This window comes from Bradyrhizobium elkanii WSM2783 (genome assembly GCF_000472865.1).
Classification (GTDB): domain Bacteria; phylum Pseudomonadota; class Alphaproteobacteria; order Rhizobiales; family Xanthobacteraceae; genus Bradyrhizobium; species Bradyrhizobium elkanii_A.
This window is the reverse complement of the sequence record NZ_AXAP01000049.1, coordinates 1-23,282: the sequence shown is the minus strand read 5'-3', so window position 1 is coordinate 23,282 and position 23,282 is coordinate 1. Positions and strand designations below refer to the sequence as shown.

Below are 23,282 nucleotides of genomic sequence, written 5' to 3'. Positions count from 1 at the left end.
CCAGGCCGCCTCAAACTATCAGATTAGAGAAAATTCTGGCAAATTCGCCTAAATGCGGCCCTCAAGTTCCGCCTTATCGCCAAACAAGAACAGCTTTTGCCAATGGGAGAAACTTTATGCTCACTCGCCGTCACCTTTTTGCCACGGCGCTTGCCGCGCCCGCGGTGCTACGCTTCAGCGTCGGAACCGCTCATGCCGCGACCACGCTGAAAGTCTCGCACCAGTTCCCCGGCGGCACCATCGACAAGGGCGATTTTCGCGACCGGCTGTGCCGGATGTTCGCCGCTGAGGTGGCGAAGCGCTCGGGCGGCGAGATCGCTGCCGAAGTCTATCCGAATTCCTCGCTGATCAAGACCAATGCGCAGTTCTCGGCCATGCGCAAGGGCGCGCTCGATATCAGCCTCTACCCGATGCCCTATGCCGGGGGCGAGCTGCCGGAGACCAATATCGGCCTGATGCCGGGCCTGGTCACGACCTACGACCAGGGCCTGCGCTGGAAGAAGGAGCCGGTCGGCAAGGCGCTCTCCGACTTCCTGGCGGATAAGGGCATCATCCTCCTGACCTGGGTCTGGCAGGCCGGCGGCGTCGCCAGCCGCTCCAAGCCGATCGTGGCGCCCGAGGACGCCAAGGGCATGAAGGTACGCGGCGGCTCCCGCGAGATGGACATGGTGCTGCAGACGGCCGGCGCAGCCGTGCTGTCGGTGCCCTCCAACGAGCTTTATGCTGCGATGCAGACCGGCGCCTGCGACGCCGGCATCACCTCCTCCACCAGCCTGATCTCGTTCCGCCTGGAGGAAGTCGCGAAATCGCTCACCTCCGGCGCCGGCACCTCCTACTGGTTCATGCTGGAGCCGTTGATGATGTCGAAAGCGATCTTCGACAAGCTGCCGAAGAAGCAGCAGGACGTCATCCTTGCGGTCGGCGCGGAGCTCGAGGCCTTCGGCAAGAAGGGCGCGCAGGACGACGATGTCGAGGTCGCCAAGGTCTACGAGAAGGCCGGGGCAAAGGTCAGCGCGCTTGACGCAGTCACCGTCAACAAGTGGCGCGACATTGCGCGCGATACCGCCTGGAAGGACTATGGTGCTAAAACCGCGACGGCAGCTAATCTGTTGAAGCTCGCAAGCGACGTCGCCGCATGATGCATGGTCCGGTCGCGGATCAAGCCGAACGCCAGACCGCCGTCACGGGCAATGCACTCGTGGCAGCGCTGTCGCGCGTGCTTGGCATCTGCAACAACATCATCGTGGTCTTCGCCTCCATCGCGCTGATCGCGGCCTGCGTGATCCTGAGCTACAGCGTGCTCGGCCGCGCGCTGTTTCATAGCCCGAACTACTGGCAGGACGAGGCCGCGGTATTCCTCCTGGTCGGCGCGACCTTCATGACGGCGGCCTATGTGCAGGCCCAGCGCGGCCATGTCAGCATCGAGGCCTTTGTCGGGCTGATGTCGCCGCTCGCAAATCGCATCAGGCTGTGGCTGGTCGATGTCGCAAGCTTGGCCTTCTGTGCCTTCTTTGCCTGGAAATCCTGGACGTTGGCGCATGAAGCCTATGTCGATGGCCAAGTCTCGAACTCGATGTGGTCGCCGCCGCTTGCGATCCCCTACGTGCTGATGGCGCTGGGTATGTCGCTGCTCTGCCTGCAGCTCCTGCTGCAGATCATCATTCCCCTGCTGGGTGGTGCGCGCCGATGACTGTACTTGGGATCGGCATCAGCTACGGGCTTGCCACCCTGTTTGCGATGTTCTCGGGCATGCCCATTGCGTTTGCTTTGGGCGCAGTCGCGGTCGTGTTCATGGCGATCTACATGCCGACGGCCTCGCTCGATACGGTGACGCAGAACGTCTACGAGGAGATGGCCTCGATCACGCTCTTGTCGATCCCGCTGTTCATCCTGAAGGGCGCGGCGATCGGCAAATCCCGCGCGGGCCAGGATCTCTATTCGGCGCTGCACGCCTGGCTGCATCGCGTGCCCGGCGGCCTCGGGGTTGCCAACGTGTTCGCCTGCGCGCTGTTTGCCGCGATGGCGGGATCCTCGCCGGCGACCTGCTCGGCGATCGGCTCGGCCGGCATCCCCGAGATGCGCAAGCGCGGCTATTCCGGCGGCTTTGCCGCAGGGATCATCGCCGCCGGCGGCACGCTCGGCATCCTGCTGCCGCCCTCGATCACCATGATCCTGTTCGCAGTCGCGGCGGAGAAATCGCTGGGGCGCCTGTTCCTCGCCGGCATCGGACCGGGCCTGTTGCTGGTGACGCTGTTCGGCATCTACGCGATGTTCCGTTTCCGCAAGGAGTATGCGGCCGCGCGCGCCGCCTATGACGCGACCGGTGCGGATGCCGCGATCCTGCAGCGCGACGAGTTCACGATGGCCGACCGCTTCAACGCGCTGCCGCGGGTGCTGCCGTTCGTGCTGCTCCTGACCGGCGTGATGATCGCGCTCTATGGCGGTTACGCGACGCCGTCGGAGACCGCCGGCCTCGGCGGGCTGTTGGCGCTCGGGCTGATCGCGGTGATCTATAGCGTCTGGAAGCCGAGCGACCTCGAGCCGATCCTGAAATCCACCATCCGCGAGTCGACCATGCTGATGATGATCATCGGCATGTCGCTGCTCTATTCCTACGTGATGAGCTATCTGCACATCTCGCAGTCGGCCGCGGAGGCGATCGTCGCGATGCACCTGCCGCGCTGGGAATTGCTCGTGGCGATCCTCCTCATGGTGATCGTGCTCGGCTTCTTCCTGCCGCCGGTCTCGATCATCCTGATGACCGCGCCGATCATCCTGCCGCCGCTCCGCGCCGCCAATTTCGACATCATCTGGTTCGGCGTGGTGATGACCATCGTGATGGAAATGGGCCTGATCCATCCGCCGGTCGGATTGAACATCTTCGTCATCCGCAACGTCGCGCCCGATATTCCCTTGAGCGAGGTGATCTGGGGCACGCTGCCGTTCGTGCTCCTGATGATGCTGGCGGTGCTGTTGCTCTGCTTCTTTCCGGGGATCTCGACATGGCTGCCGAATCTCGTGATGGGGCCGGAAGGCGTACGATAGCGGGAGAGACAACGCATCTCTTGTGCCAAGTCGGGCTAGAGCAACTACATACGGTGGTTTTGTTAACCATTTTCAATCGCGAATCGCGAAAGAATGTGCTGATAAGTGATTGCTCCTTCCTAACGTTCATGAAATGTTCTAGAAATGTCGATTGAGCCGACGAAACGAATTCGCGACCCAATCCACGGACTTATCGTGTTCAATTTATCCGATGAGATCGACCGAGCTGCATGGGAACTCCTAGACACTCCAGAGTTTCAACGTCTCCGGAGAGTGAAGCAGCTTGGAGTTTCTGAATTTACCTTCCCGGGAGCCACACATACTCGCTTTGCACATTGCGTCGGCGTGTTTCACGTCGCACGCCGCTTGATGAAGGTAGCAATAAGTCAAATTCCAGTACAGCAATCGACCCCGCATCGAATGCGTGTTTCTCTGCTTGCGGCGCTGCTGCACGATCTTGGCCATGGTCCCTTCAGCCACGCCTTCGAAGAAGCGGAAAAATCGAGGCTTCGCGGTACCCCAGGTGCGTACAAGAGCCACGAACAGTGGACCGCCGAAATCATTACCAATCCAGCCGGCCAAGTTCGAAAAATTCTCTCGAAGTCGTTCGGCGCCAGTATGGCTGAAGAAGTCGCGGAGTTGCTGAAAAGTGAGCCCGCAGACCTTTACGCTGCAGTTGTTTCGAGTTCGTTTGATGCTGATCGATTGGACTATCTACAGCGCGACAAACTAATGACAGGCTCTGGGGCTGGCCGAACTCGCATGCAAAAGACAATCTATCTTCTGGACGCTCTCGGTTTGCGAAGCGGTGCATCGTACTACTACTACAACTTCGGTCCGTTTTCGGACGAGGTAACCAATGGAATATCGGACAGTAAATTCAGCGGGATATTGTTCGAGGAAATTGGGTATCGCGTGTCGGACGGTTCCCCGTTCAGCATTTTCAAAGCTGATAAGCCGACTGGGAACATCCATCAAGTTGGAGCTCTTCCAGCCGACACGGTGAAAGGAATTCTTCAACACTTTGCTTCGTGCAATTCCATCGTTCTGGAGCTAGCGGCAACAATACATTGGCTCGCGCGAGTAGAGAAAGTATCCGATTGGCGCGGGGAACTTGTTAGGCGAAAAGGCTCGAAAACTCAGGGTGGGAGAATGGAAAAAGCCGCCGAACTGCTAGGGGAATTGGGAATAAGCTTAAAGCCGCCGAGCGACATAGCGCTTAGCTCATAGCTTCTTCTTCGCGTTCAGCGCGTTGGCGACGCGGCTTACCGGCGGACGGCCGAGCAAACGGCTCACTTCGTTGGTTGCGGCGAGCAGCTTGTCCATGTCGACGCCGATTTTGATGCCCATGCCCTCGAGCATGTAGACGACGTCCTCGGTCGCGACATTGCCGGTGGCGCCGGGTGCATAGGGGCAGCCGCCGAGGCCGCCGGCGGCGGAATCGATGACGCGGACGCCCTCCTCCATGCCGGCGTAGAGGTTGGCGAGCGCCTGGCCGTAGGTGTCGTGGAAATGCATCGCGAGGTTTTGTGCCGGTACCTCGCCTGCGACCGCTCGCATCAGGTGCCGCGCCTTGACCGGCGTGCCGACGCCGATGGTGTCGCCTAGCGATATCTCATAGCAGCCGAGATCCCACAGCGTCCTGGCAACGTCGACGACCGCCTGCGGCTTCACCTCGCCGTCGAAGGGGCAGCCGAGCACGCAGGAGATATAGCCGCGCACCTTGATGCCGTCGGCCTTGGCGCGCGCCAGCACCGGCTTGAAGCGCTCGATCGATTCCGCGATCGAGCAATTGATATTGGCGCGCGAGAAACCTTCGGAGGCCGAGGCAAACACCGCGATCACCTTGGCGCCGGCGGCCTGCGAGGCCTCATAGCCCTTCTCGTTCGGCACCAGCACGTGGAATTCGCCGGGAAGATGGCTGACGCCGCGCAGCACCTCGGCCGATCCCACCATCTGCGGGACCGCCTTCGGCGACACGAAGGCGCCGACCTCGACGATCGGCAAGCCGGCGCCGATCAGTCGCTCGATGAAGGCGATCCGATCGGCGACGCTGATCGGCGTCTTCTCGTTCTGCAGCCCGTCGCGCGGGCCGACCTCGACGATGCGGACGGGCTCGCTCATCACGCGGCCACCGGCTCGACTTCGGCGAGCTCGACGCCCTCGCCGACGATATCGCCCACCTTGCATTTCAGCTTCTTCAGCACGCCGGCATACGGCGCGCGCAACGTCTGTTCCATCTTCATCACTTCCAGCGTCAGGATCGCCGCGCCCTTCTCCAACATCGCGCCCTCTTCGGCAAGCAGGGCGACAACGGTGCCCGGCAGCGGCGCGACGATTTTGTCCTCGCCGACCTGCTCCTCGGTCTCGCCGCCGAACGGATCGACCCAGTGCAGGTCGAAGCGGCCGTTGCGGGTGCGCAAATAGAGCTCATGACCTTCGATCACGGCCACGACACCGGATTTCGTGCCATCAAGCGTCAGATCAAAGCCCTCATCCGCGGACGGCGCCAGCGCCAGCGCGAACGTGCGATCGCCGACCAACACCGTCGACGGCCCGTTGCCATAGCGCAGCGTCACCTTCTGTTCCGCGCCCTGCCCCTGCCGGAACGAAAACACCCGCTGCCGTTGGCCGACCGGCATCCAGCCGAAGGTCTGCCACGGCGAATGCGCCTCCTTCCGTGCAGCCTTCTGCTCCTCATTCAAGATCGCAGCGACCGCGGCGCACAGCTCGAACGCACCGGCAGCCCCACGTTCTGCGGTCAGGCTCTTCAGTTCGCGCTCAATGAAGCCGGTATCGATGGCATTCGCAACCACAGCAGGATGCGTCACCAGCGCCGACAGGAACGGGATGTTGGTGACGATGCCGCGGACGTCGGCTTCTTCCAGCCCGCGATTGAGCTTCTCGATCGCGATCTCGCGCGTCGGCGCCCACGCGATCACCTTTGCCAGCATCGCGTCATAATACGGCGAGACGTTATCGCCGCTGCGATAGCCGGCATCGATGCGCAAGCCGTCGCCCTCCCCCGGCGTGCGCCAGGTCTTGATGCGTCCGACCGACGGCATGAAGTTCTTCTGCGGATTTTCCGCATAGACCCGCGCCTCGATGGCGTGGCCGTTCAGCTTGATTTCGTTCTGGGTTAGCGGCAGCTTCTCGCCGAAGGCGACGCGGAGTTGCCATTCCACGAGATCGACGCCGGTGATCAGTTCGGTGACGGGATGCTCGACCTGCAGGCGCGTGTTCATCTCGATGAAGAACACGTCCCTGCCATCGGAGACGAATTCGATGGTGCCGGCGCCCACGTAATTGACAGCCGCGGCCGCCTTTCGCGCGGCGGCGCAGACGGTCTCGCGCTGGGTGGCATTCAGCGTCGGCGACGGCGCTTCCTCGATCACCTTCTGGTGCCGGCGCTGCAGTGTGCATTCGCGCTCCCATAGCGAGAGCAGATTGCCATGGCTGTCGCCGATGATCTGCACCTCGATATGGCGCGGGTTCTGGACGTATTTCTCGATCAGCATGCGGTCGTCGCCGAATGCCGCCTTGGCCTCGCGCTTGGCGCTGATGATTGCAGCCGACAGCTCGGCTGCTGAATTGACCACCCGCATGCCGCGGCCGCCGCCGCCGGCCGAGGCCTTCACCAGCACCGGGAAACCGATACGCTCCGCGGCTTTTGCCAGAGTGGCCTCGTCCTGCGCCTCGCCGTGATAGCCGGGCACCAGCGGCACATCCGCCTTCTCCATCAGCGCCTTGGAGCCGGATTTCGAGCCCATCGCGTTCATCATCTCGGCCGTCGGGCCGACGAACACCAACCCTGCCTCGAAGCAGGCTTGTGCGAATTCCGCGTTCTCGGACAAGAAGCCGTAGCCGGGATGAACAGCCTCGGCCCCGGTCTCGCGCGCCGCTTCGATCACGCGCTGGATGTTGAGATAGCTGTCGCGCGCCCGGGCCGGGCCCAGCAGCACGGCCTCGTCGGCGAGCGCGACATGCAGGGCATCGCGGTCGGCCTCGGAATAAACCGCGACGGTGCGCAGGCCCATGGCCTTGGCGGTGCGGATCACGCGGCAAGCGATCTCGCCGCGGTTGGCGATCAGCAGGGTGCGAAAACGCCGGTAGAGCTTTGAGCGGTCCATCGTCACATCCTGAACAGGCCGAACTTCGTCGGCTCGATCGGCGCATTGGCGGCGGCCGATAGCCCGAGCCCAAGCACGATGCGCGTGTCGGCAGGATCGATCACGCCGTCGTCCCAGAGCCGCGCGGTGGCGTAATAGGGATTGCCCTGGCTCTCATATTGCGCGCGGATGGGCGCACGGAACTTCTCCTCTTCCTCCGCCGACCAGGTATCGCCCTTGGCTTCGATATTGTCGCGCCGGACCTGGCTCAGCACCATCGAAGCCTGCTCGCCGCCCATCACGGAGATGCGCGCATTCGGCCACAGCCAGAGGAAGCGCGGACTGTAGGCGCGGCCGCACATGCCGTAATTGCCGGCGCCATAGGAGCCGCCGATCACGACGGTGAATTTCGGCACATTGGCGGTCGCAACCGCGGTGACGAGCTTGGCGCCGTCGCGCGCGATGCCGCCGGCCTCGTATTTCTTGCCGACCATGAAGCCGGTGATGTTCTGCAGGAACACCAGCGGAATGCCGCGCTGGCAGCACAGTTCGATGAAATGCGCGCCCTTGAGCGAGCTCTCGCTGAACAGGATGCCATTGTTGGCGATGATGCCGACCGGGAATCCCCAGATATGGGCGAAGCCGCAGATCAGCGTGGTGCCATAAAGCCGCTTGAACTCGTCGAACTCGGAGCCATCGACGATCCGCGCGATGATGTCGTGGACGTCGAACGGCTTGCGGCCGTCGGAGGAGACCACGCCATAGATCTCCTCGGCCGGATACAAAGGCTCTCGCGGCTCGCGCGTGTTGAGCGTGGCGCGCGCCGACGGCTTCAATGTGGCGACGATGCGCCGGGCAATGCCGATCGCGTGCGCATCGTTCTGCGCGTAGTGGTCGGTGACGCCGGACTGCCGCGAATGCACGTCGGCACCGCCGAGTTCTTCCGCGGTGACGACCTCGCCGGTCGCGGCCTTCACCAACGGCGGGCCGCCGAGAAAGATCGTCCCCTGATTGCGTACGATGATGCTCTCGTCCGACATCGCCGGCACATAGGCGCCGCCGGCGGTGCAGGAGCCCATCACGATCGCGATCTGTGGGATGCCCGCGGCCGACATCTGCGCCTGGTTGTAGAAGATGCGGCCGAAGTGGCGCTCGTCCGGGAATATCTCGTCCTGCAACGGCAGGAAGGCGCCCCCGGAATCGACCAGGTAGACGCAGGGCAGATTGTTCTGCCGCGCGATATCCTGGGCGCGCAGGTGCTTCTTCACCGTCATCGGATAATAGGTGCCGCCCTTGATGGTGGCGTCATTGGCAACGATGACGCATTCGCGGCCCGCGATGCGCCCGACCCCGGTGATCACGCTCGCCGAATGCACGTCGCCGCCATAGAGGCCATTGGCCGCGAGCGGCGACAATTCCAGGAACGCGGTGCCGGGATCGACCAGGAGGTCGACGCGGTCGCGCGCCAGCATCTTGCCGCGCGAGGTATGCCTGATACGGGACGCCTCGCCTCCGCCGCCCGCAACCTGGCTCAGCTTGTCGCGGAGCTCGGCCACCAGGCCGCGCATCACCTCGGCATTGCCGGAAAATTCCTGGGATTTGGGATCGATCGTGGAATGAAGCTGCATGTTGCGCTTTTCTGCCGCGTGTTTCGACAATCTTCAAACTAGAATATCGCGGCTCATCGCGCGATAGGGCCCGCCACTCAAGCCGGATGATTCCCGCCTTGCGAAATTGACCACCGCCGCCGGTTTCGACGCCATGATTCCTCCCGTCGCTATGGATCCTATATCGAAACGATCATACGTTTTTTTAGCATTGTCTCAAGAGGTCGACATTGAGCGATTACCGAGGTTATAGCACATTGATTTCGCTTGATTTTCCGACTATAAACATACGATCGTTCGCTAGTTTCCCGCTCTTTCTAACGCTCCCGCGAGGGTCCCGATGGCGCGCACGATCGGCTCACACGGCCCAACGACGCTGGAGGCGATCCGCAAAGCCGGAACGCGCCTGATCTTCGAGCATGGCTATGAGGCCATGAGCCTGCGCCAGCTCGCCGCCGAGGTCGGCATCCAAGCGGGCTCGCTCTACAACCACATCAGCACCAAACAGGAATTGCTGTTCGACCTGGTGCAGCACCATATCAACGAGCTGCTGCGCCAGCTCGATCTTGCGCTCGACGGCAAGAGCGGTCCTGAGGAAAAAATCCGCGCCTTCGTTGCCTTCCACGTCAGCTATCACATGACGCGCAAGCGCGAGGTCTACATCGCCAATTCCGAGCTACGCAGCCTGGAGCCGAAGAATTATGCGGCGGTGATCGCCTTGCGCGAGGCTTATGAGCGGCGCCTTGCCGATATCCTCGAGGAAGGTGTTGCGCAGGGCGTCTTCGAATTGGTGGATGTCCAGGTCGCGACCTTTGCGATCCTGGCGATGCTGACCGGGCCCTGCACCTGGTATCGTCCCGGCGGCCGGCTCTCGAAGGAAGCCATCATCGCCACCCATGAAAAGCTGGTGCTGTCGGGCATCGCGCCGCAGGCGGCTGCTCCCCCTGCCCGCATCGGCCGCAGGGCAACACGGCGTGTCGCCGCAGGATAGTTCGTTCGTCAAGGTATGAGGCATTCATGACGGAGCTCGACGAGATCGACCGGAAGATTTTGTCCGAGCTTCAGCAGGACGGCCGGCTGCGCTACAACGATCTGGCGCAGCGGGTTGGCATCTCCGCGCCGGCCTGCCTGCGCCGCGTCCGTGCGCTGCGTAGCCGCGGCGTGATCAGGGACGTCCGTGCGAGCCTTGACGAGCGGACGCTCGGTTACGAGGTGGTGTCCTTTGTCCTGATACAGTTGACCAGCCAGAACCAGGCCACGCTGGAGGCGTTCGAGGCATCGATCGCCCGTCTGCCCCTGGTGCAGCAATGCTGGCGCATTTCAGGCGAGGCAGACTTCCTGCTCAAATGCGTGGCAACCGGTGTTCAGGGCATGCACCAGCAGCTCCTGCAGTTCTCGGCGATGGCTGAGGTGCGCACCATCAGGAGCTTTCCGGTGCTCGGCGTCTCCAAGGACGCACCGCTGCCGCTCCCGCTTCCCTAGCCAGACGCACCAACCTTGCGCAGCATGCGGTGGAAGCGCGGCCAATCCCTGCCGAGGAGTTCTGCGACTTCGGCATTGAGCTTTTCCATCGCGGAATCCAGCGGGGCTCGCAGCGCCCGCCCGCGCTCCGTCAGGTAGAGATGGTAGATGCGCCGGTCGCTCTCATCGGCGTGGCGCCTGATCAGACCCGAGCGCTCGAGCCGGTCTATGACGCCGGTCATGGTCGCGCTGTCGATCACAAGGCGCGCGCCGAGCTCAGCCGCCGTCTGCGCGTCCTCTTCCCAGAGCACGCATAGCGCGGCGTACTGCACCGGCGTCACATCGTGCTCGGCCAGCAATTCCTTGGCGCGCCGTGTCACCCGCTGCTGCGCCTTTCCGAGCAGGAAGCTGATGCAGTCCTCGATCTTGTCCATCGTTCCCTTACAGCCGCCGGGGCGTGCTGGGTTGACGTTTTTCACGCACGCATGTTACTTGTGTACGAGTTACTTGTACAGCGGGGTTGGTGATGTCGCATCCTGCCGATCGCGATGCCGAGGAAGGCGCGTCCGAGCCGCAACGCTGCGTGGCGGTGATCGATGCGGGGTTGCCACTTGGCAAGGCCGCCAACGCCGCCGCCGTGATGGCCCTGACGATGGGCGCCCGCCACCCTCACCTCGTCGGCGATGCGCTGATCGATGCCGCGGGCAATCCCCATGCGGGACTGATCCCGATCGGAATTCCCGTGCTGGGCGCGCCGAAGGAGGATTTGCCGCGAATCCGGCAGAAGGCGACCGAGGCGGGAATTGAGATCGTCGACTTCCCCGTGCAGGGACAAGAGACCAACGACTACGGCGAATTCCGGCGCATGATGAGCGGCCTTGCGCCGGATAGCATCGAATATCTCGGGATCATGCTGTTCGGCACGAGGAAGCGGGTCGGCCGCATCGTCGGCAAATATTCGCTGCTACGGGCGCCCTAAGGCCGGCAGGCCCGCCACGGCGCGCCTGCTAGAACGTGATGTTAGTTGGTTGAATCGGCGGCGAGTTCACTTCACCTCTCCCGCTTGCGGGGGAGGTCGGCGCATAGCGCCGGGTGGGGGCTCTCTCCCCACGGTCGAACAGTGTGAATCGCGGAAACACCCCCACCCCGCCCTCCCCCGCAAGCGGCAGAGGGAGCACAGCATCCCTTGCGGATGCCACTCAACCTGATCTTACAGGCTTTAGTGCGTCCAGGGCTCGCCGCGCCGGAACGAGAAATTGTCGGCATAGGCGATCTGCCGGTGGAGCGATTCCTTCGGCTCGAGCACCTGATAGGGGATGCCCTTGCGTTCGCAATAGGCGATCGCCTCTTCCTTGGTCTGGAAGCGCAGCGTGAGCTGCTGCTTCATGTCGCCGGACGAGGTCCAACCCATCAGGGGTTCAACCATCCGCGGCTGTTCCGGCTCGTAATCGAGCTGCCATTCCCTGGTCTTGGCACGCCCCGATTGCATCGCGTTTTTGGCGGGCTTAAAAATGCGAGCTGTCGTCATGGATCGTCGAACCTTCGGGATTGTGCGACATGGAGCGTGTGGAGGGAACGCCCGGGATAGTATAGAGACACCTTTCACGGATGTGATGGGTGATTCCTGAACCCGGATGTTACCTTTCCGTTCGGTATAGCCATTCTACCGCGCTGTGACAATCTGGCCGCGGATGGGCTCGAATGTCTCGCGGCGCGGCCTTCTCGAAAGCATCACTTCGAAGCGGGACCCATGAAAATCAACGCCACCCTGCCCGAAAAGGGACGCGATCTCCGGCTCGACCTGTTTCGCGGGGTCGCGAACTGGGCGATTTATCTCGATCATATCCCCGACAATGTGGTGAATTGGATCACCACGCGGAATTATGGCTTCAGCGACGCCGCCGACCTGTTCGTTTTCATCTCCGGCTATACCGCCTCCTTCGTCTACGCCCGGATGATGCTGGAGCGCGGCTTCGTCGTCGGCGCGACCCGGCTGACCAAGCGCGTCTGGCAGCTCTATGTCGCCCACATCATCCTGTTTGTGATCTACATCGCCGCAATCAGCTACCTGGCGTTGCGTTTCGGCGATTCCAACCTGATCAACGAATTCAACGTCGCCGGCCTCGTCGACAACGCGACCGAGACCCTGCGCCAGGGCTTGTTCCTTAAATTCAAGCCGGTCAACCTCGACGTGCTGCCGCTCTACATCGTGCTGATGGGCCTGTTCCCGCCGGTGCTCTGGTTCATGCTGCGGCAACCGAACCTGACCATGCTCGCCTCGATCGCGCTGTGGCTGGTGTCGCGCCAGGTGGGATGGAACCTGCCGGCCTATCCGGCCGGCGTCTGGTACTTCAACCCGTTCGCCTGGCAGGTTCTGTTCGTGTTCGGCGCCTGGTGCGCACTCGGCGGCGCGCGGCAGAATGCCAACATCATCAACTCGCCCTACACGCTCTGGTTCTGCGTCGCCTATATGATCTTCGCGCTGATCATGACCATGGCCGGCCGCTTCCCGGATTTCGGCGCCATGTTCCCGGACTGGCTCTATTCGGCCTTCAACCCGAACGACAAGACCAACCTCGCGCCTTACCGCTTCATCCACTTCGCGGTGATCGTCATCCTCGTGATCCGCTTCATCCCGAAGGATTGGGCGGCACTGGAATGGAAGGTGTTCGATCCGCTGATCGTCTGTGGCCAGCAGTCGCTCGCGGTGTTCTGCGTCGGCGTGTTCCTGTCCTTTGTCGGGCACTTCGAGCTGTCGATGAGCTCTGGCTCGCTGCTCGCGCAGATCTTCGTCAGCGTCACCGGCATCGCGATCATGACGATCGTGGCCTACTACATCTCCTGGTCGAAACGGCAGGACAAGCCGCTGCCGAAGACGCCACCGACCCCGGCGAAGGCGACGTAGCGCCATCTTCTCCCTCTCCCCCGTTCTTCACGGGGCCGGGACGAGCAGAACTCGCCCTGAGAGGGTTGGGGTGAGGGGCTGCTTCCGCAAAAACGGTGAGAGTCTGACTCGCGGAGACCCCCTCACCCGGATCGCATCTTACGATGCGATCCGACCTCTCCCCGCAAGCGGGGCGAGGTAATCTCAACTCGGCGGCGGGGCAGTCGAGGCGACGATGCTGGCGACATCGCCATAGGTCCTGACCAGCGGCGCGACGACCTTGTGCATCCGGCCCTTCGACACGATCGTGTCGTGCAGGATCAGGTTGTCGACCCCTGTGGCGAGGAAGCAGTTCACGGCGTCCTCCGGCGTCTCGATGATCGGCTCGCCCTTGACGTTGAAGGAGGTGTTGATCAGCACCGGCACCCCGGTCAGCGCCTCGAACTCCTTCAGGAGCCGGTAGAGCCTCGGATTGGTCGCCTCGCGCACAGTCTGCACGCGCGCCGAGCCGTCGACATGGACGATGGCCGGAATCTTGTCGCGCCACTCGGGACGGACCGGCTTGGCAATCAGCATGAACGGCGAATCCTCCTCACCTTCGAAGATCTCCGTCATCCGCTCGGCCAGCACCAGCGGCGCAAACGGGCGGAACGCCTGCCGGTGTTTGACGCGGCTGTTGAGGATGTCCTTCATCTCTGCCCGGCGCGGATCGGCAATCAGGCTGCGATTGCCGAGCGCGCGCGGCCCGAACTCGGACGGCCCCTGGAACCAGCCGATCACGCGCTGGTCGGCGAGCAGCTTGGCGGTATCGCGGCAGATATCGTCGCTGCGCCTGGCGTCCACCTGCACACGCACCAGGAACTTCTGCAACGCGGCCGCGACCTCCACCTCGCTATAGGGCCTGCCGACGAAAGCGTGCTCCATCACGAAGTTGCGCCGCTGTTTCAGGATCTCCAGCCAGCCGTAATAAGCGCAGCCGATCGCGGTGCCGTCGTCGCCCGCCGCCGGCTGGATCCAGACGTTCTCGAAGCCGGCTTCCCGCGCAATCCGTCCGTTGGCGACGCAATTCAGCGCGACGCCGCCGGCGATGCAGAGGTTCTTGGCGCCCGTGGTCTCGCGCAGCCAGCGCGCGCGGGCGAGCAGCACGTTCTCGGTGTCGTCCTGCACGCGCCAGGCGATGTCCTCCCAGTGACGCATCGCCGGGCTCTTCTCCCAACTGCCGCTGTCGAGCAGATAGGGTTGATTGAATTCGCTGGTCCATGGTGGCACGTGCAACTTGCCGTCGCTCATGTCGAGGAGATGCTTGACCTGCTCGCGACGGCCGTAGGGTGCAAGGCCCATCAATTCGCCGCACTTGTTCCAGTCGCCGAACACGTAGGACGAGACACGGCTATAGAGCGCGCCGAGGCCCGGCATGTTGTAGAACTCGTCGCTGAGCATGCCGCGCGAAGGCTCCATGAAGACCTTCTTCAGGCACTCCAGCTTCTCGCCCTCGAACCGGTAGTAGCTTTCGGATTCGCGCGCCAGCGGCGACGCCGCATCCGCATTCGGATACTGCTCCATGACGTCGGACTGATAGTTGCCGACGCCGTCGACCACCATCACCACACCCTCATCGAACGGCGACACCGCAAATGCGCTGTAGGCATGCGCCAGATGGTGGGAGAGCGATATCACCTTGCCCGAGGTCGAACGAAACAGCGGATGTTTCGACGCTTCCTGCCGCTCGGGATACGGAAGAAAGCCGGCCATGTCCTGATAGATCAGCCGCTCTTCCAGCTCCGGCACCGGCAGGATGTAGCAATTGCCGACGACCAGATCGACATCATCGAGCGTGATGCCCTCGGCCTTGAGGCAATAGTCGATCGCCTCCTTGTAGAATCCGGACGCGTGCTTCTCGCGCGTGATCCGCTCCTTGGCGATCGCAAAGGCGATCGCGCCGTCGCGCAACAGGCAGGCGCTGACGTCATGATCGTAGGTGTTGAGGCCGAGGACGTAGGTGTGCTGCTTGGGCATGGGGACTCGTCAGGCGGGAATCATCGCGTGGCTTAGGATACGCGATCGTGTCGACATCAAGTTCTCTGCGGGATTTTGTCGAAATCTTTTTCGCCACGGTCCGGCGGCGCACAAATCATTGGATACGACGAAGATGAACAAGATGAACGACGGATGAACGGCAAGACAAACGATGCATTTCTGCAAGCGGGACTATAACTTGACCTCCCCCGACCCGCCCAATAGAGTTTTTGCGAAGCGCAAGAACGTTCGACAAAATTTTGTCTTAGTGCATCTGAACTAGTGGCTGTCTCAAACGTCTAAGCAAGACAGTTCGGATTGTTTGGATGTCTGGAAGTGACCGGGAGATTACTGAATGGTTAAACGCTACAATTTCCTGACGCGCTGCCTTGCCGCGGTGGCATTGCTGTTCGTCTATGTCGCCGGCACCTCGGCGATTCTGGTCGGCGCGACCACCTCGTCGGCGCAGGCGCAGTATCGCGGACGCGGCGGTTGGGGTCGCGGTCGCGGCGGATGGGGTTATCGCGGCGGTTATCGGCGTGGCTGGTATCCCCGCGGCTACGGCTACTACGGCGGCTATGGTGGCCCGCGCTGCTGGTGGACCCCGCGCGGCGTTCGCGTCTGCAGGTAGTAGCGTTAGCCCGACGCTACTGCACTAGATCAAAGGAAAAATCAGGTGCGTCGGAAACGGCGCACCTGATTTTCTTTTGGCAAGAGAGCTCTCGCAGCTCAGCTCTCGAGGATCGCGACCGCCCGCGTCCAGCCGGCAGACGCGCGCTCGATCTTCACCGGGAAGCACGACACCATGAAGCCGGTCGAGGGCAACAGTTCGAGATTGTGCAGCTTCTCGAGGTGGCAATAGCCGATGTGGCGGCCGGCCTTGTGGCCTTCCCAGATCAGGCTGGCATCCCTCGTCTCGGCATACTTCTTCGCGGTGTAGACGAACGGCGCATCCCAGCTCCAGCCGTCGGTGCCGGTCAGCCGCACGCCGCGCTCCAACAGATACATCGTCGCCTCATAGCCCATGCCGCAGCCGGAGACGACATAATCCGGCCGGCCGAATTTTGCGCCGGCGCTGGTGTTGACGACGACGATCTCGAGCGGCTTGAGCGTATGGCCGATGCGGATGAGCTCCTCCTCGACATCCTTGGCGCTCGCGACATAGCCGTCCGGTAGATGCCGGAAGTCGAGCTTGACGGCCGGCTGGAAACACCATTCCAGCGGCACTTCGTCGATGGTCCAGGAGCGCTCGCCGCGGTTCATCGTGGGATGGAAGTGCCAGGGCGCATCCAGATGCGTGCCGTTATGGGTGGAGAGATTGACCTGCTCGACCGCCCAGCCCTGCCCGTCCGGTAGATCTTCCGCTCGTAACCCCTGGAAGAATTCCAGCATCCGCGGCAGGCCCTGCTGGTGGTCGATATACTGGATGGTCGGATGGTTGCCCGGCGGATCGGCCGGCACGTCGTTCTGCAGGGGGACGGAGATGTCGATCAGTTTGCGCGCCATGGTCTGTCCTCTCGGGTTTCCTCGATGAAATTCTGGATCAGTACAACGATCCCTGCAACGTCAGCAGAAATCTCGTAGTCTGGGTGGAGCGCAGCGCAACTCGGGCTACGGACACACACGGCGGGCCTTTTACCAATGGTTAGCCTTACCGATGTTGCCACAGGAACGTCATTCACCAGCCTTCATTGACGTGCAAGGAGTGCGGATGACGAACGAGCTCGACAAGATCGACCGGACGCTCGACGAAATGCTGGTGAACCTGGGCGCCATCGTGCTCAAGCTCGCCTCGGTGTCGAAGACCGCGGCGGAGCGGCGGGCGCTGGCTCAATCCGTCCATCAGTACACGGTCTGCGCCGAGCGATCGAGCGATCCCCGAGTCCGGCGCCTGCGGGTGGAACTCGAAGCGACCCTCCAGCCTCCGCTGAAACTGATCTCCAGCCGGTAGCGCCGACGCATCCTACCGGGCTCGGGGTGCACGCCTCTGCTCAAAAGCGCGGCATCGCAGTTTTGTCAAACGCCGCCGCTACAATTTGACATTTCGTGCGCCGGAACGGCGCTGATCCGCGCTCGTTGTCGTCGAACAGATGGGGCGGCTGGCGCATGCGCATGGCGCCAGATTGATGATGGCTGGATGCGGTTGATTTGGCTCAACACCCGTACCGCGCAGAAATAGACAGTAGCGCGTCCAGCAAAAGCCGTCACGATTGGCAATCGTCGCCAGGAAACAACGAGGCGTTCAATGCAAGATGCAGGCAGCCCGTCCGCCGTTCTCGATAGCGCCGAACTCGATCTGCTTGATCGGTACTGGCGCGCCGCCAATTACCTCTCGGTCGGCCAGATCTATCTGCTCGACAATCCCCTGCTCCGTGAGCCGCTTCGCAAGGAACATATCAAGCCGCGCCTGCTCGGCCATTGGGGCACGACGCCCGGTTTGAATTTCGTCTATGCCCATCTCAATCGCGTGATCAAACACCGCGATCTCGACGTCATCTATATCTGCGGCCCCGGTCATGGCGGCCCCGGCATGGTCGCCAATACCTATCTCGAAGGCAGCTACACCGAGATCTATCCCAGCATCACGCGCGACGTCGACGGCCTGCGCAAGCTGTTTCGGCAGTTCTCTTTTCCCGGAGGCATCCCAAGCCACGCCGCGCCGGAGACGCCCGGCTCGATCCATGAAGGCGGTGAACTCGGCTATGCGCTCGCTCATGCCTATGGCGCGGCATTCGACAATCCCGATCTCCTGGTTGCCTGCGTCATCGGCGACGGCGAAGCCGAGACCGGCCCGCTCGCCGCCTCCTGGCATTCGAACAAGTTTCTCAACCCTGCGCGCGACGGCGCGGTGCTCCCGATCCTGCATCTGAACGGCTACAAGATCGCCAACCCGACCGTGCTCGGGCGGATGAGCGACGAGGAAATCCGCCATCTGTTCCTGGGCTTCGGCCATGAGCCGATGTTCGTCGAGGGCGAGGATCCCGCGACAATGCACCGGCAGATGGCTGCCACGCTGGATGCGGCGACCGATCGCATCCGCGCCATCCAGCAGGCCGCGCGAGGCGCATCGCCATCACAAGAGTGGCCACGATGGCCGATGATCGTGCTGCGCAGCCCAAAGGGCTGGACCGGACCCAAGGAAGTCGACGGCCTCAGGGTGGAAGGGTTCTGGCGCGCGCACCAGGTGCCGATTGCCGAAGTCCGCAGCAATCCAGCCCATCTCGCGATACTGGAGCGATGGATGCGCGGCTACCAGCCGGAAACGCTGTTCGACGAGCAAGGCAGGCTGGTTCCGGAATTGCAGAAACTGGCGCCGAACGGCGCGCGGCGGATGGGCGCCAATCCGCATGCCAATGGCGGCACGCTCAGGCGCGAACTGGAATTGCCCGACTATCGCAACTACGCGATCGAGATCACGACGCCCGGCGGCGTGATCGATGAAGCAACGCGCACAATGGGCAAATTCCTGCGCGACGTCATGAAGCGCAACGAAAGCTCGCGCAATTTCCGCATCATGGGTCCGGACGAGACCGCCTCCAACCGGCTCGATGCCGTGTTCGAAGCGACCGATCGGGTCTGGATGGAGGAGATCGAGCCATACGACGTCCATTTGTCCCGGGACGGGCGGGTGATGGAGATCTTAAGCGAGCATCTCTGCCAGGGATGGCTCGAGGGTTATCTGCTCACCGGGCGACACGGATTGTTCTCCTGCTACGAGGCTTTCATCCACATCGTCGATTCCATGTTCAATCAGCACGCCAAATGGCTGAAGGTCTCCCGCGGCCTGCCCTGGCGGCGCCCGATCGCCTCGCTGAACTATCTGCTCACCTCACATGTCTGGCGGCAGGATCACAACGGCTTCAGCCACCAGGACCCGGGCTTCGTCGATCTCGTTGCCAACAAAAAGGCGGACATCGTACGCGTCTACTTCCCGCCGGATTCCAACTCGCTGCTATGGATCACCGACCATTGCCTGCGCACCTACGACCGGATCAACGTCATCGTGGCCGGCAAGCAACCAGCGCCGCAATGGCTGACGATCAAGGAGGCCGCAGTTCATTGCGAGGCTGGAATCAGCGCGTGGCCATGGGCCGGAACGGAAACACCTGATAGCGACGTCGACGTGGTGATGGCCTGCGCCGGCGACGTGCCGACGCTGGAGACACTCGCCGCTGTCGACATTCTCCGGAAGCAGATCCCCAAGCTCAAGATCAGGGTCGTCAACGTCGTCGACCTCATGGCCCTGCAGCCGCGCGAGCAGCATCCGCATGGCCTCACCGACCGCGACTTCGACACCCTGTTCACCCGCGACAAGCCGGTGATCTTCGCCTATCACGGCTATCCCTATCTGATCCACCGCCTCACATATGCGCGCACCAACCACTCCGGCATCCATGTGCGCGGCTTCAAGGAAGAGGGAACGACGACGACGCCGTTCGACATGGTCGTGCTCAACGAGCTCGACCGCTTCCATCTGGCGATCGCGGTCATCAACCGCGTGCCGGGACTTGCGGCCTCCGCAGCGGCCGTGAAGCAGCATTGCCTCGACCGGCTGATCGAGCACGGCAAATATGTCCGCGAGCACGGCGAGGACATGCCCGATATCCGCGACTGGTCTTGGCCATATGGCACTGCGGCAAACGCCGGCGACTGATCTCCGATCACAAGCGTTGAGGCTGAAGAAGATGCCAAACGCCCTCCTCGTCCTCAATGCGGGATCGTCCACGATCAAGCTGGCGCTGTTTGCGAGCGGCGGCTCAGGCGATCCCGCACTGCTGTGCAAGGGCATGCTCGACCATCATCAGCATCAGCCGCAGATGGTCGTGAAGGACCTCCACGGCAACGTACTGTTCGAGCGGCACGCCGCGGCGGAAGCGGGCGACGAGAGCTTCTTCTCGGATCTGTTGCACTGGCTCGACGAATTCCTCGCCGGCGGAACTCTCGTCGCGGTCGGTCACCGCGTCGTCCATGGCGGCCTGAAATTCTTTGCGCCGGTGCAGGTGACGCCGGCCATCCTGCAGGCGCTGCGCGAGCTCACCCCGCTCGCGCCCTTGCACCAGCCGGTCTGTCTGGCGCCGATCGAGGCGATGCAGAAGCTGCGGCCGGACCTGCCGCAGGTCGCCTGCTTCGATACCGCCTTTCACCACAGCGTCGCGCCGCCCATGAGCCGCTTTGCGCTGCCGCGGCATTTCGAACAGGAAGGCGTGCGCCGCTACGGCTTTCACGGGCTCTCCTACGAGTTCATCGCCCGCCGCCTGCGCGAGATCGCACCGGATCTGGCGACGGGGCGGATCGTGACAGCCCATCTCGGCAGCGGCGCTAGCCTGTGCGCGATGCGCAACGGGCGCAGCATCGACACGACGATGAGCTTCACGACGCTGGACGGGCTGATGATGGGCACGCGCTGCGGGGCGATCGATCCCGGCCTACCGCTCTACCTGCAGCAGCAGCGTGGGCTCTCGGCCGACGAGATCGAGTACGTGCTCTATTACGAGTCCGGGCTGCTCGGCGTGTCCGGGATCAGCGCCGACGTGCGCGTGCTCACCACGAGCGACGATCCGCGTGCCGCCGAGGCGCTCGAACTGTTCGCCTTCCGCGCGGGGGCGGCAATCGCCGCGATGACCCACAGCCTGGGCGGCCTGGATGCGATCGTCTTCACCGCCGGGATCGGCGAGAACAGCCCCGAGGTGCGGAAGCGGATCTGCGCCGGCCTTGGCTGGCTCGGCGTGGAGATCGATGATCGCGCCAACCGCGCCAATGAACTCAGGATCGGTGCGAAGACGGCGCGTGTTGCAACCCTGGTAGTCCCGACCGATGAGGAAGCGGCTATCGCCGCTCACAGCCAGGCCTTGATTACAAATCGTTGAGAATGACGAACGGCATTGCCGTCGCTCTCACGGCCGCGATCCGGCGGGACGGTTCGCGCCAAAGGATTTGATGAGCGAGACCGCATTCGCGCGGCACCACAACACCTACTTCACTTCTACTGGCGCCGGCCGGACGGGCTGGCTCAGCCGTCTCGCGAAGACAGGAGTCTCGCCATGAAGAAACTATCCCTGCTCTGCATCGCCCTCGCCGTCGGCCTTTCGACCACCGCAGCATTCGCACGCGGCGGCGGAGGCGGCATGGGACACGGTATGGGTGGCATGGGGATGCACGGAGGCATGCCCATGAGCAGCGGCCTGCCCACCAGCGGGGGCCTGCCGGTGACCGGCGGCGCTTTCGGAACCAGCCCCACCACGCCCGGCACCAACTCGCTCGGAACCGCACTTTCCTCCGAAGGCATCGCCAACGGTCCCCAGAAAGGCCCGCTGCTTGGCACCGATCCCTCGCTCGATCGCGAGGACGCCAAAGTCGACAAGATGATCGGATCGATCTGCCGCGGATGCTGAAGCGGCAGCAAAAGCACCTCGCGGCCGGATGTTAAGGTTGATCGGTTAGGTTAAGATCAGGCTTGTCTTGAGCTTGGTGGCCGCGATGGTAAGCGAGTTTACCGTACCAGATTTCCGGCTTATGACCCGACCGGGCTAAATCGAGCTTTCTTTCCGACAGCCAGGATTGCAGGTGACATCATGTGGAACGGCCGCAAGAACGCACTTATTGGGCTCAGCGCGCTGTTCGCATTCGTCCTGCTTGAATTGTGCGCGGCAATCGCTGCGATCGGCGCGGTGCTCGAATTGGCCATCGGCATCGACGTGCCGGTTCTGCCGTTCCTCACGTCAAACGACTAAGGTACCTGCGCGCTCGCCTGAAGGGAGTGATGGCTAGGGTGTGTTCTCACAAAGGTTAGATGTCAGCCTCTGAGAGTACTAGGACCAGCTTCACGGGTGAAATGAATTGCGACACACGGTTCTTTGCTAAACGAACGTCCTGACAGCCACAGGTCTGAGTTTGCCCCGAGGCGGCCATCCCCCGGAAACCATGTGATTTGCACTATGTTCTTTAATCGGAGCGAAAGGGTGCTTACGTATTCGTAATGCTACTAACGAGGCGCGCAAGTTATGCCGAAATGGCTTGTCGTAATTGTTGGCCTTGTCGCCACCGCGGCCTGCATTCCTGAAGTTCGCAACAGGGTGATCAATTCGCTTAAGATGCACCCTGCGCTCGTCGGTCCTGCTCTGACGTTGCTGGCAATAGCGGCAGTCTTGTATCTATTCATAGATCCTATCACGGTCCTGTTTATCGCGGCGATCGCACTTGTCGCCGGTTTGGCCGCACTTCTTGACCCAAAGACATACTCCCGAAAGCCGCCAGCTTAGGTCAGGCGAGAAGATAAGCTAGGGAGGCTCTCGCAGGCCTTCCGACATCAACTGCTTGTCGGCAATTGGCACATAAAGTTGGATGTTGATCGGTCGCCGTCGTCATAGCTAGCCTGTTGATCGTGCCTCTTAGAAAGAAACCTCATGGCACCACCCCGCATCACCTTAAGTTTGGCTGCCGATGGTCTGTTTGAGATGTGGCTCAATCCCGAGGGGCGTGACCTCCTCGTCCAGAAGCTGCAAGCGCTTACATTCGAGAACGAGCACTTTCATCTAGGCCCTGCGCCTGTTGGAGAACTTGAAGTCGCCACTAAAGCCTATCACGAAGGCGATCGCGTGCTTGAGTGGGGAAAGGTTTACCTTCGGACCGACGAGTGGGATGAAAAGTACTTTCCGCACGTCCTCAAGTGAGGCGAACGCGCATCGATTGATGGCTGTCGCGAACGGTGCGACTTCCGCTTCTGGCCCCTCGGTGAGGTCTGCTACCGCGGCGCTATCAGGGGCCCAGCGGACCTCACACGCTCCCTGATCTCCAGCGCGATGCCCACTCCACCCTGAAGGGAGTGGACCGATGGCTGGCTGGCGGCTAGAGTTCGCGGTCCGTTGTCTATGGCCCCTCGTCGGTGCCAAGGGCGCATTTCTACCTCCCCGTTATGAGGGGATCTGCGGTTGAGCCTCACGACTGGAGCTATGGCGGAATCTGGGTGATGACGGCCTGAGAAGGGCGGCGTATCGAGGCGGGTAACCAGCCAGCCAGAACCTCTTATGCAGAGCGATACGCCATGAACGAGAATAGCAAGATTGTAGAGCTTCGCCAGCCTGGCGCGATGGATGATCCACTGACGAGTATTTTGCGGCATGGAGCACGCCAGCTTCTTGCGCGGGCGATCGAGGCGGAGGT

The 23,282-nt window shown here is 62.3% G+C and carries 22 protein-coding genes; 15 read left to right on the top strand and 7 right to left on the bottom strand.

The features are described 5' to 3' along the window. Positions 1–116 precede the first annotated feature (116 nt). From dctP to YY7_RS56915, 4 genes are all read left to right on the top strand, one after another. Positions 117–1,139: a TRAP transporter substrate-binding protein gene (dctP, locus tag YY7_RS0132140; protein ID WP_028166813.1), complete on the top strand. Its 1,023-nt coding sequence runs from the start codon at positions 117–119 to the stop codon at positions 1,137–1,139. After that, positions 1,136–1,690, top strand: coding sequence for a TRAP transporter small permease (locus YY7_RS0132135; protein WP_028166812.1), 555 nt, complete (start codon positions 1,136–1,138; stop codon positions 1,688–1,690). The genes dctP and YY7_RS0132135 overlap by 4 nt, the downstream gene beginning before the upstream one ends. Beyond that, a complete protein-coding gene (locus YY7_RS0132130; protein ID WP_028166811.1) occupies positions 1,687–3,045 on the top strand; it encodes a TRAP transporter large permease in 1,359 nt (452 codons plus the stop codon). The genes YY7_RS0132135 and YY7_RS0132130 overlap by 4 nt, the downstream gene beginning before the upstream one ends. Before the next feature lie 144 nt (positions 3,046–3,189). After that, positions 3,190–4,275, top strand: coding sequence for an HD domain-containing protein (locus YY7_RS56915; protein ID WP_028166810.1), 1,086 nt, complete (start codon positions 3,190–3,192; stop codon positions 4,273–4,275). On the opposite strand, the gene YY7_RS0132120 is transcribed toward YY7_RS56915, so the two are convergent. The 3 genes from YY7_RS0132120 to YY7_RS0132110 are packed head-to-tail and all read right to left on the bottom strand — an operon-like array spanning position 4,270 to position 8,782. Then, the gene (locus YY7_RS0132120; protein ID WP_028166809.1) at positions 4,270–5,169 is read right to left on the bottom strand and encodes a hydroxymethylglutaryl-CoA lyase; all 900 of its coding nucleotides are present in this window, start codon (positions 5,167–5,169) and stop codon (positions 4,270–4,272) included. The two genes, YY7_RS56915 and YY7_RS0132120, sit on opposite strands and share 6 nt — an antisense overlap. Then, positions 5,169–7,175: an acetyl/propionyl/methylcrotonyl-CoA carboxylase subunit alpha gene (locus tag YY7_RS0132115; protein WP_028166808.1), complete on the bottom strand. Its 2,007-nt coding sequence runs from the start codon at positions 7,173–7,175 to the stop codon at positions 5,169–5,171. Before YY7_RS0132115 ends, YY7_RS0132120 begins: the two co-directional genes overlap by 1 nt. A 2-nt stretch (positions 7,176–7,177) precedes the next feature. Next, complete coding sequence (locus tag YY7_RS0132110) at positions 7,178–8,782, bottom strand: carboxyl transferase domain-containing protein (protein WP_028166807.1); 1,605 nt, start codon at positions 8,780–8,782, stop codon at positions 7,178–7,180. A gap of 319 nt (positions 8,783–9,101) precedes the next feature. On the opposite strand from YY7_RS0132110, the gene YY7_RS0132105 reads away from it, so the two are divergent. Continuing rightward, positions 9,102–9,752 carry a TetR/AcrR family transcriptional regulator gene (locus tag YY7_RS0132105; protein WP_028166806.1) on the top strand — a complete coding sequence of 217 codons (651 nt, stop codon included), beginning with the start codon at positions 9,102–9,104 and terminating at the stop codon, positions 9,750–9,752. A gap of 26 nt (positions 9,753–9,778) precedes the next feature. Continuing rightward, a complete protein-coding gene (locus YY7_RS0132100) occupies positions 9,779–10,243 on the top strand; it encodes an Lrp/AsnC family transcriptional regulator (RefSeq protein ID WP_028166805.1) in 465 nt (154 codons plus the stop codon). Here YY7_RS0132100 and YY7_RS0132095 read toward each other — a convergent pair. Then, complete coding sequence (locus tag YY7_RS0132095) at positions 10,240–10,656, bottom strand: MarR family winged helix-turn-helix transcriptional regulator (protein WP_028166804.1); 417 nt, start codon at positions 10,654–10,656, stop codon at positions 10,240–10,242. The two genes, YY7_RS0132100 and YY7_RS0132095, sit on opposite strands and share 4 nt — an antisense overlap. 92 nt (positions 10,657–10,748) lie before the next feature. Here YY7_RS0132095 and YY7_RS53415 point away from each other — a divergent pair, with 92 nt between their 5' ends. Next, positions 10,749–11,201, top strand: coding sequence for a DUF2000 domain-containing protein (locus tag YY7_RS53415; RefSeq protein WP_035691452.1), 453 nt, complete (start codon positions 10,749–10,751; stop codon positions 11,199–11,201). 240 nt (positions 11,202–11,441) lie between these two features. Here YY7_RS53415 and YY7_RS0132085 read toward each other — a convergent pair whose 3' ends face one another. Continuing rightward, positions 11,442–11,750 carry an ETC complex I subunit gene (locus tag YY7_RS0132085; RefSeq protein WP_035691450.1) on the bottom strand — a complete coding sequence of 103 codons (309 nt, stop codon included), beginning with the start codon at positions 11,748–11,750 and terminating at the stop codon, positions 11,442–11,444. A gap of 222 nt (positions 11,751–11,972) precedes the next feature. Here YY7_RS0132085 and YY7_RS0132080 point away from each other — a divergent pair, with 222 nt between their 5' ends. Further along, positions 11,973–13,127: an OpgC domain-containing protein gene (locus tag YY7_RS0132080; protein WP_028166802.1), complete on the top strand. Its 1,155-nt coding sequence runs from the start codon at positions 11,973–11,975 to the stop codon at positions 13,125–13,127. 183 nt (positions 13,128–13,310) lie between these two features. Here the strand turns inward: YY7_RS0132080 and YY7_RS0132075 are convergent, their stop codons facing one another. Beyond that, positions 13,311–15,122, bottom strand: coding sequence for a carbamoyltransferase family protein (locus YY7_RS0132075; protein WP_028166801.1), 1,812 nt, complete (start codon positions 15,120–15,122; stop codon positions 13,311–13,313). A 355-nt stretch (positions 15,123–15,477) separates the two neighbouring features. On the opposite strand from YY7_RS0132075, the gene YY7_RS0132070 reads away from it, so the two are divergent. Further along, positions 15,478–15,753, top strand: a complete 276-nt coding sequence (locus tag YY7_RS0132070) for a hypothetical protein (RefSeq protein ID WP_028166800.1) — start codon at positions 15,478–15,480, stop codon at positions 15,751–15,753. Between the two features lie 98 nt (positions 15,754–15,851). Here YY7_RS0132070 and YY7_RS0132065 read toward each other — a convergent pair whose 3' ends face one another. Next, complete coding sequence (locus tag YY7_RS0132065) at positions 15,852–16,628, bottom strand: cyclase family protein (protein ID WP_028166799.1); 777 nt, start codon at positions 16,626–16,628, stop codon at positions 15,852–15,854. Between the two features lie 205 nt (positions 16,629–16,833). Between YY7_RS0132065 and YY7_RS0132060 the strand changes: the two genes are divergently transcribed. The 6 genes from YY7_RS0132060 (at position 16,834) to YY7_RS0132025 (ending at position 22,792) form a co-directional block, all read left to right on the top strand. Further along, a complete protein-coding gene (locus tag YY7_RS0132060; protein ID WP_028166798.1) occupies positions 16,834–17,073 on the top strand; it encodes a hypothetical protein in 240 nt (79 codons plus the stop codon). Between the two features lie 294 nt (positions 17,074–17,367). Next, on the top strand, positions 17,368–19,776 hold the full coding sequence (locus YY7_RS0132050) for a phosphoketolase family protein (protein ID WP_035691447.1): 2,409 nt from the start codon (positions 17,368–17,370) through the stop codon (positions 19,774–19,776). Positions 19,777–19,807: 31 nt separating this feature from the next. Next, positions 19,808–20,989 (top strand): acetate/propionate family kinase, encoded by a 1,182-nt coding sequence (locus tag YY7_RS0132045; RefSeq protein WP_028166796.1) that lies wholly within the window; start codon positions 19,808–19,810, stop codon positions 20,987–20,989. Between the two features lie 174 nt (positions 20,990–21,163). Then, a complete protein-coding gene (locus YY7_RS0132040) occupies positions 21,164–21,514 on the top strand; it encodes a hypothetical protein (RefSeq protein ID WP_028166795.1) in 351 nt (116 codons plus the stop codon). Positions 21,515–21,694: 180 nt separating this feature from the next. After that, the gene (locus YY7_RS60815; RefSeq protein WP_155255395.1) at positions 21,695–21,853 is read left to right on the top strand and encodes a hypothetical protein; all 159 of its coding nucleotides are present in this window, start codon (positions 21,695–21,697) and stop codon (positions 21,851–21,853) included. Between the two features lie 672 nt (positions 21,854–22,525). Beyond that, positions 22,526–22,792, top strand: coding sequence for a hypothetical protein (locus tag YY7_RS0132025; protein ID WP_028166793.1), 267 nt, complete (start codon positions 22,526–22,528; stop codon positions 22,790–22,792). The last annotated feature ends 490 nt before the right edge of the window (positions 22,793–23,282 follow it).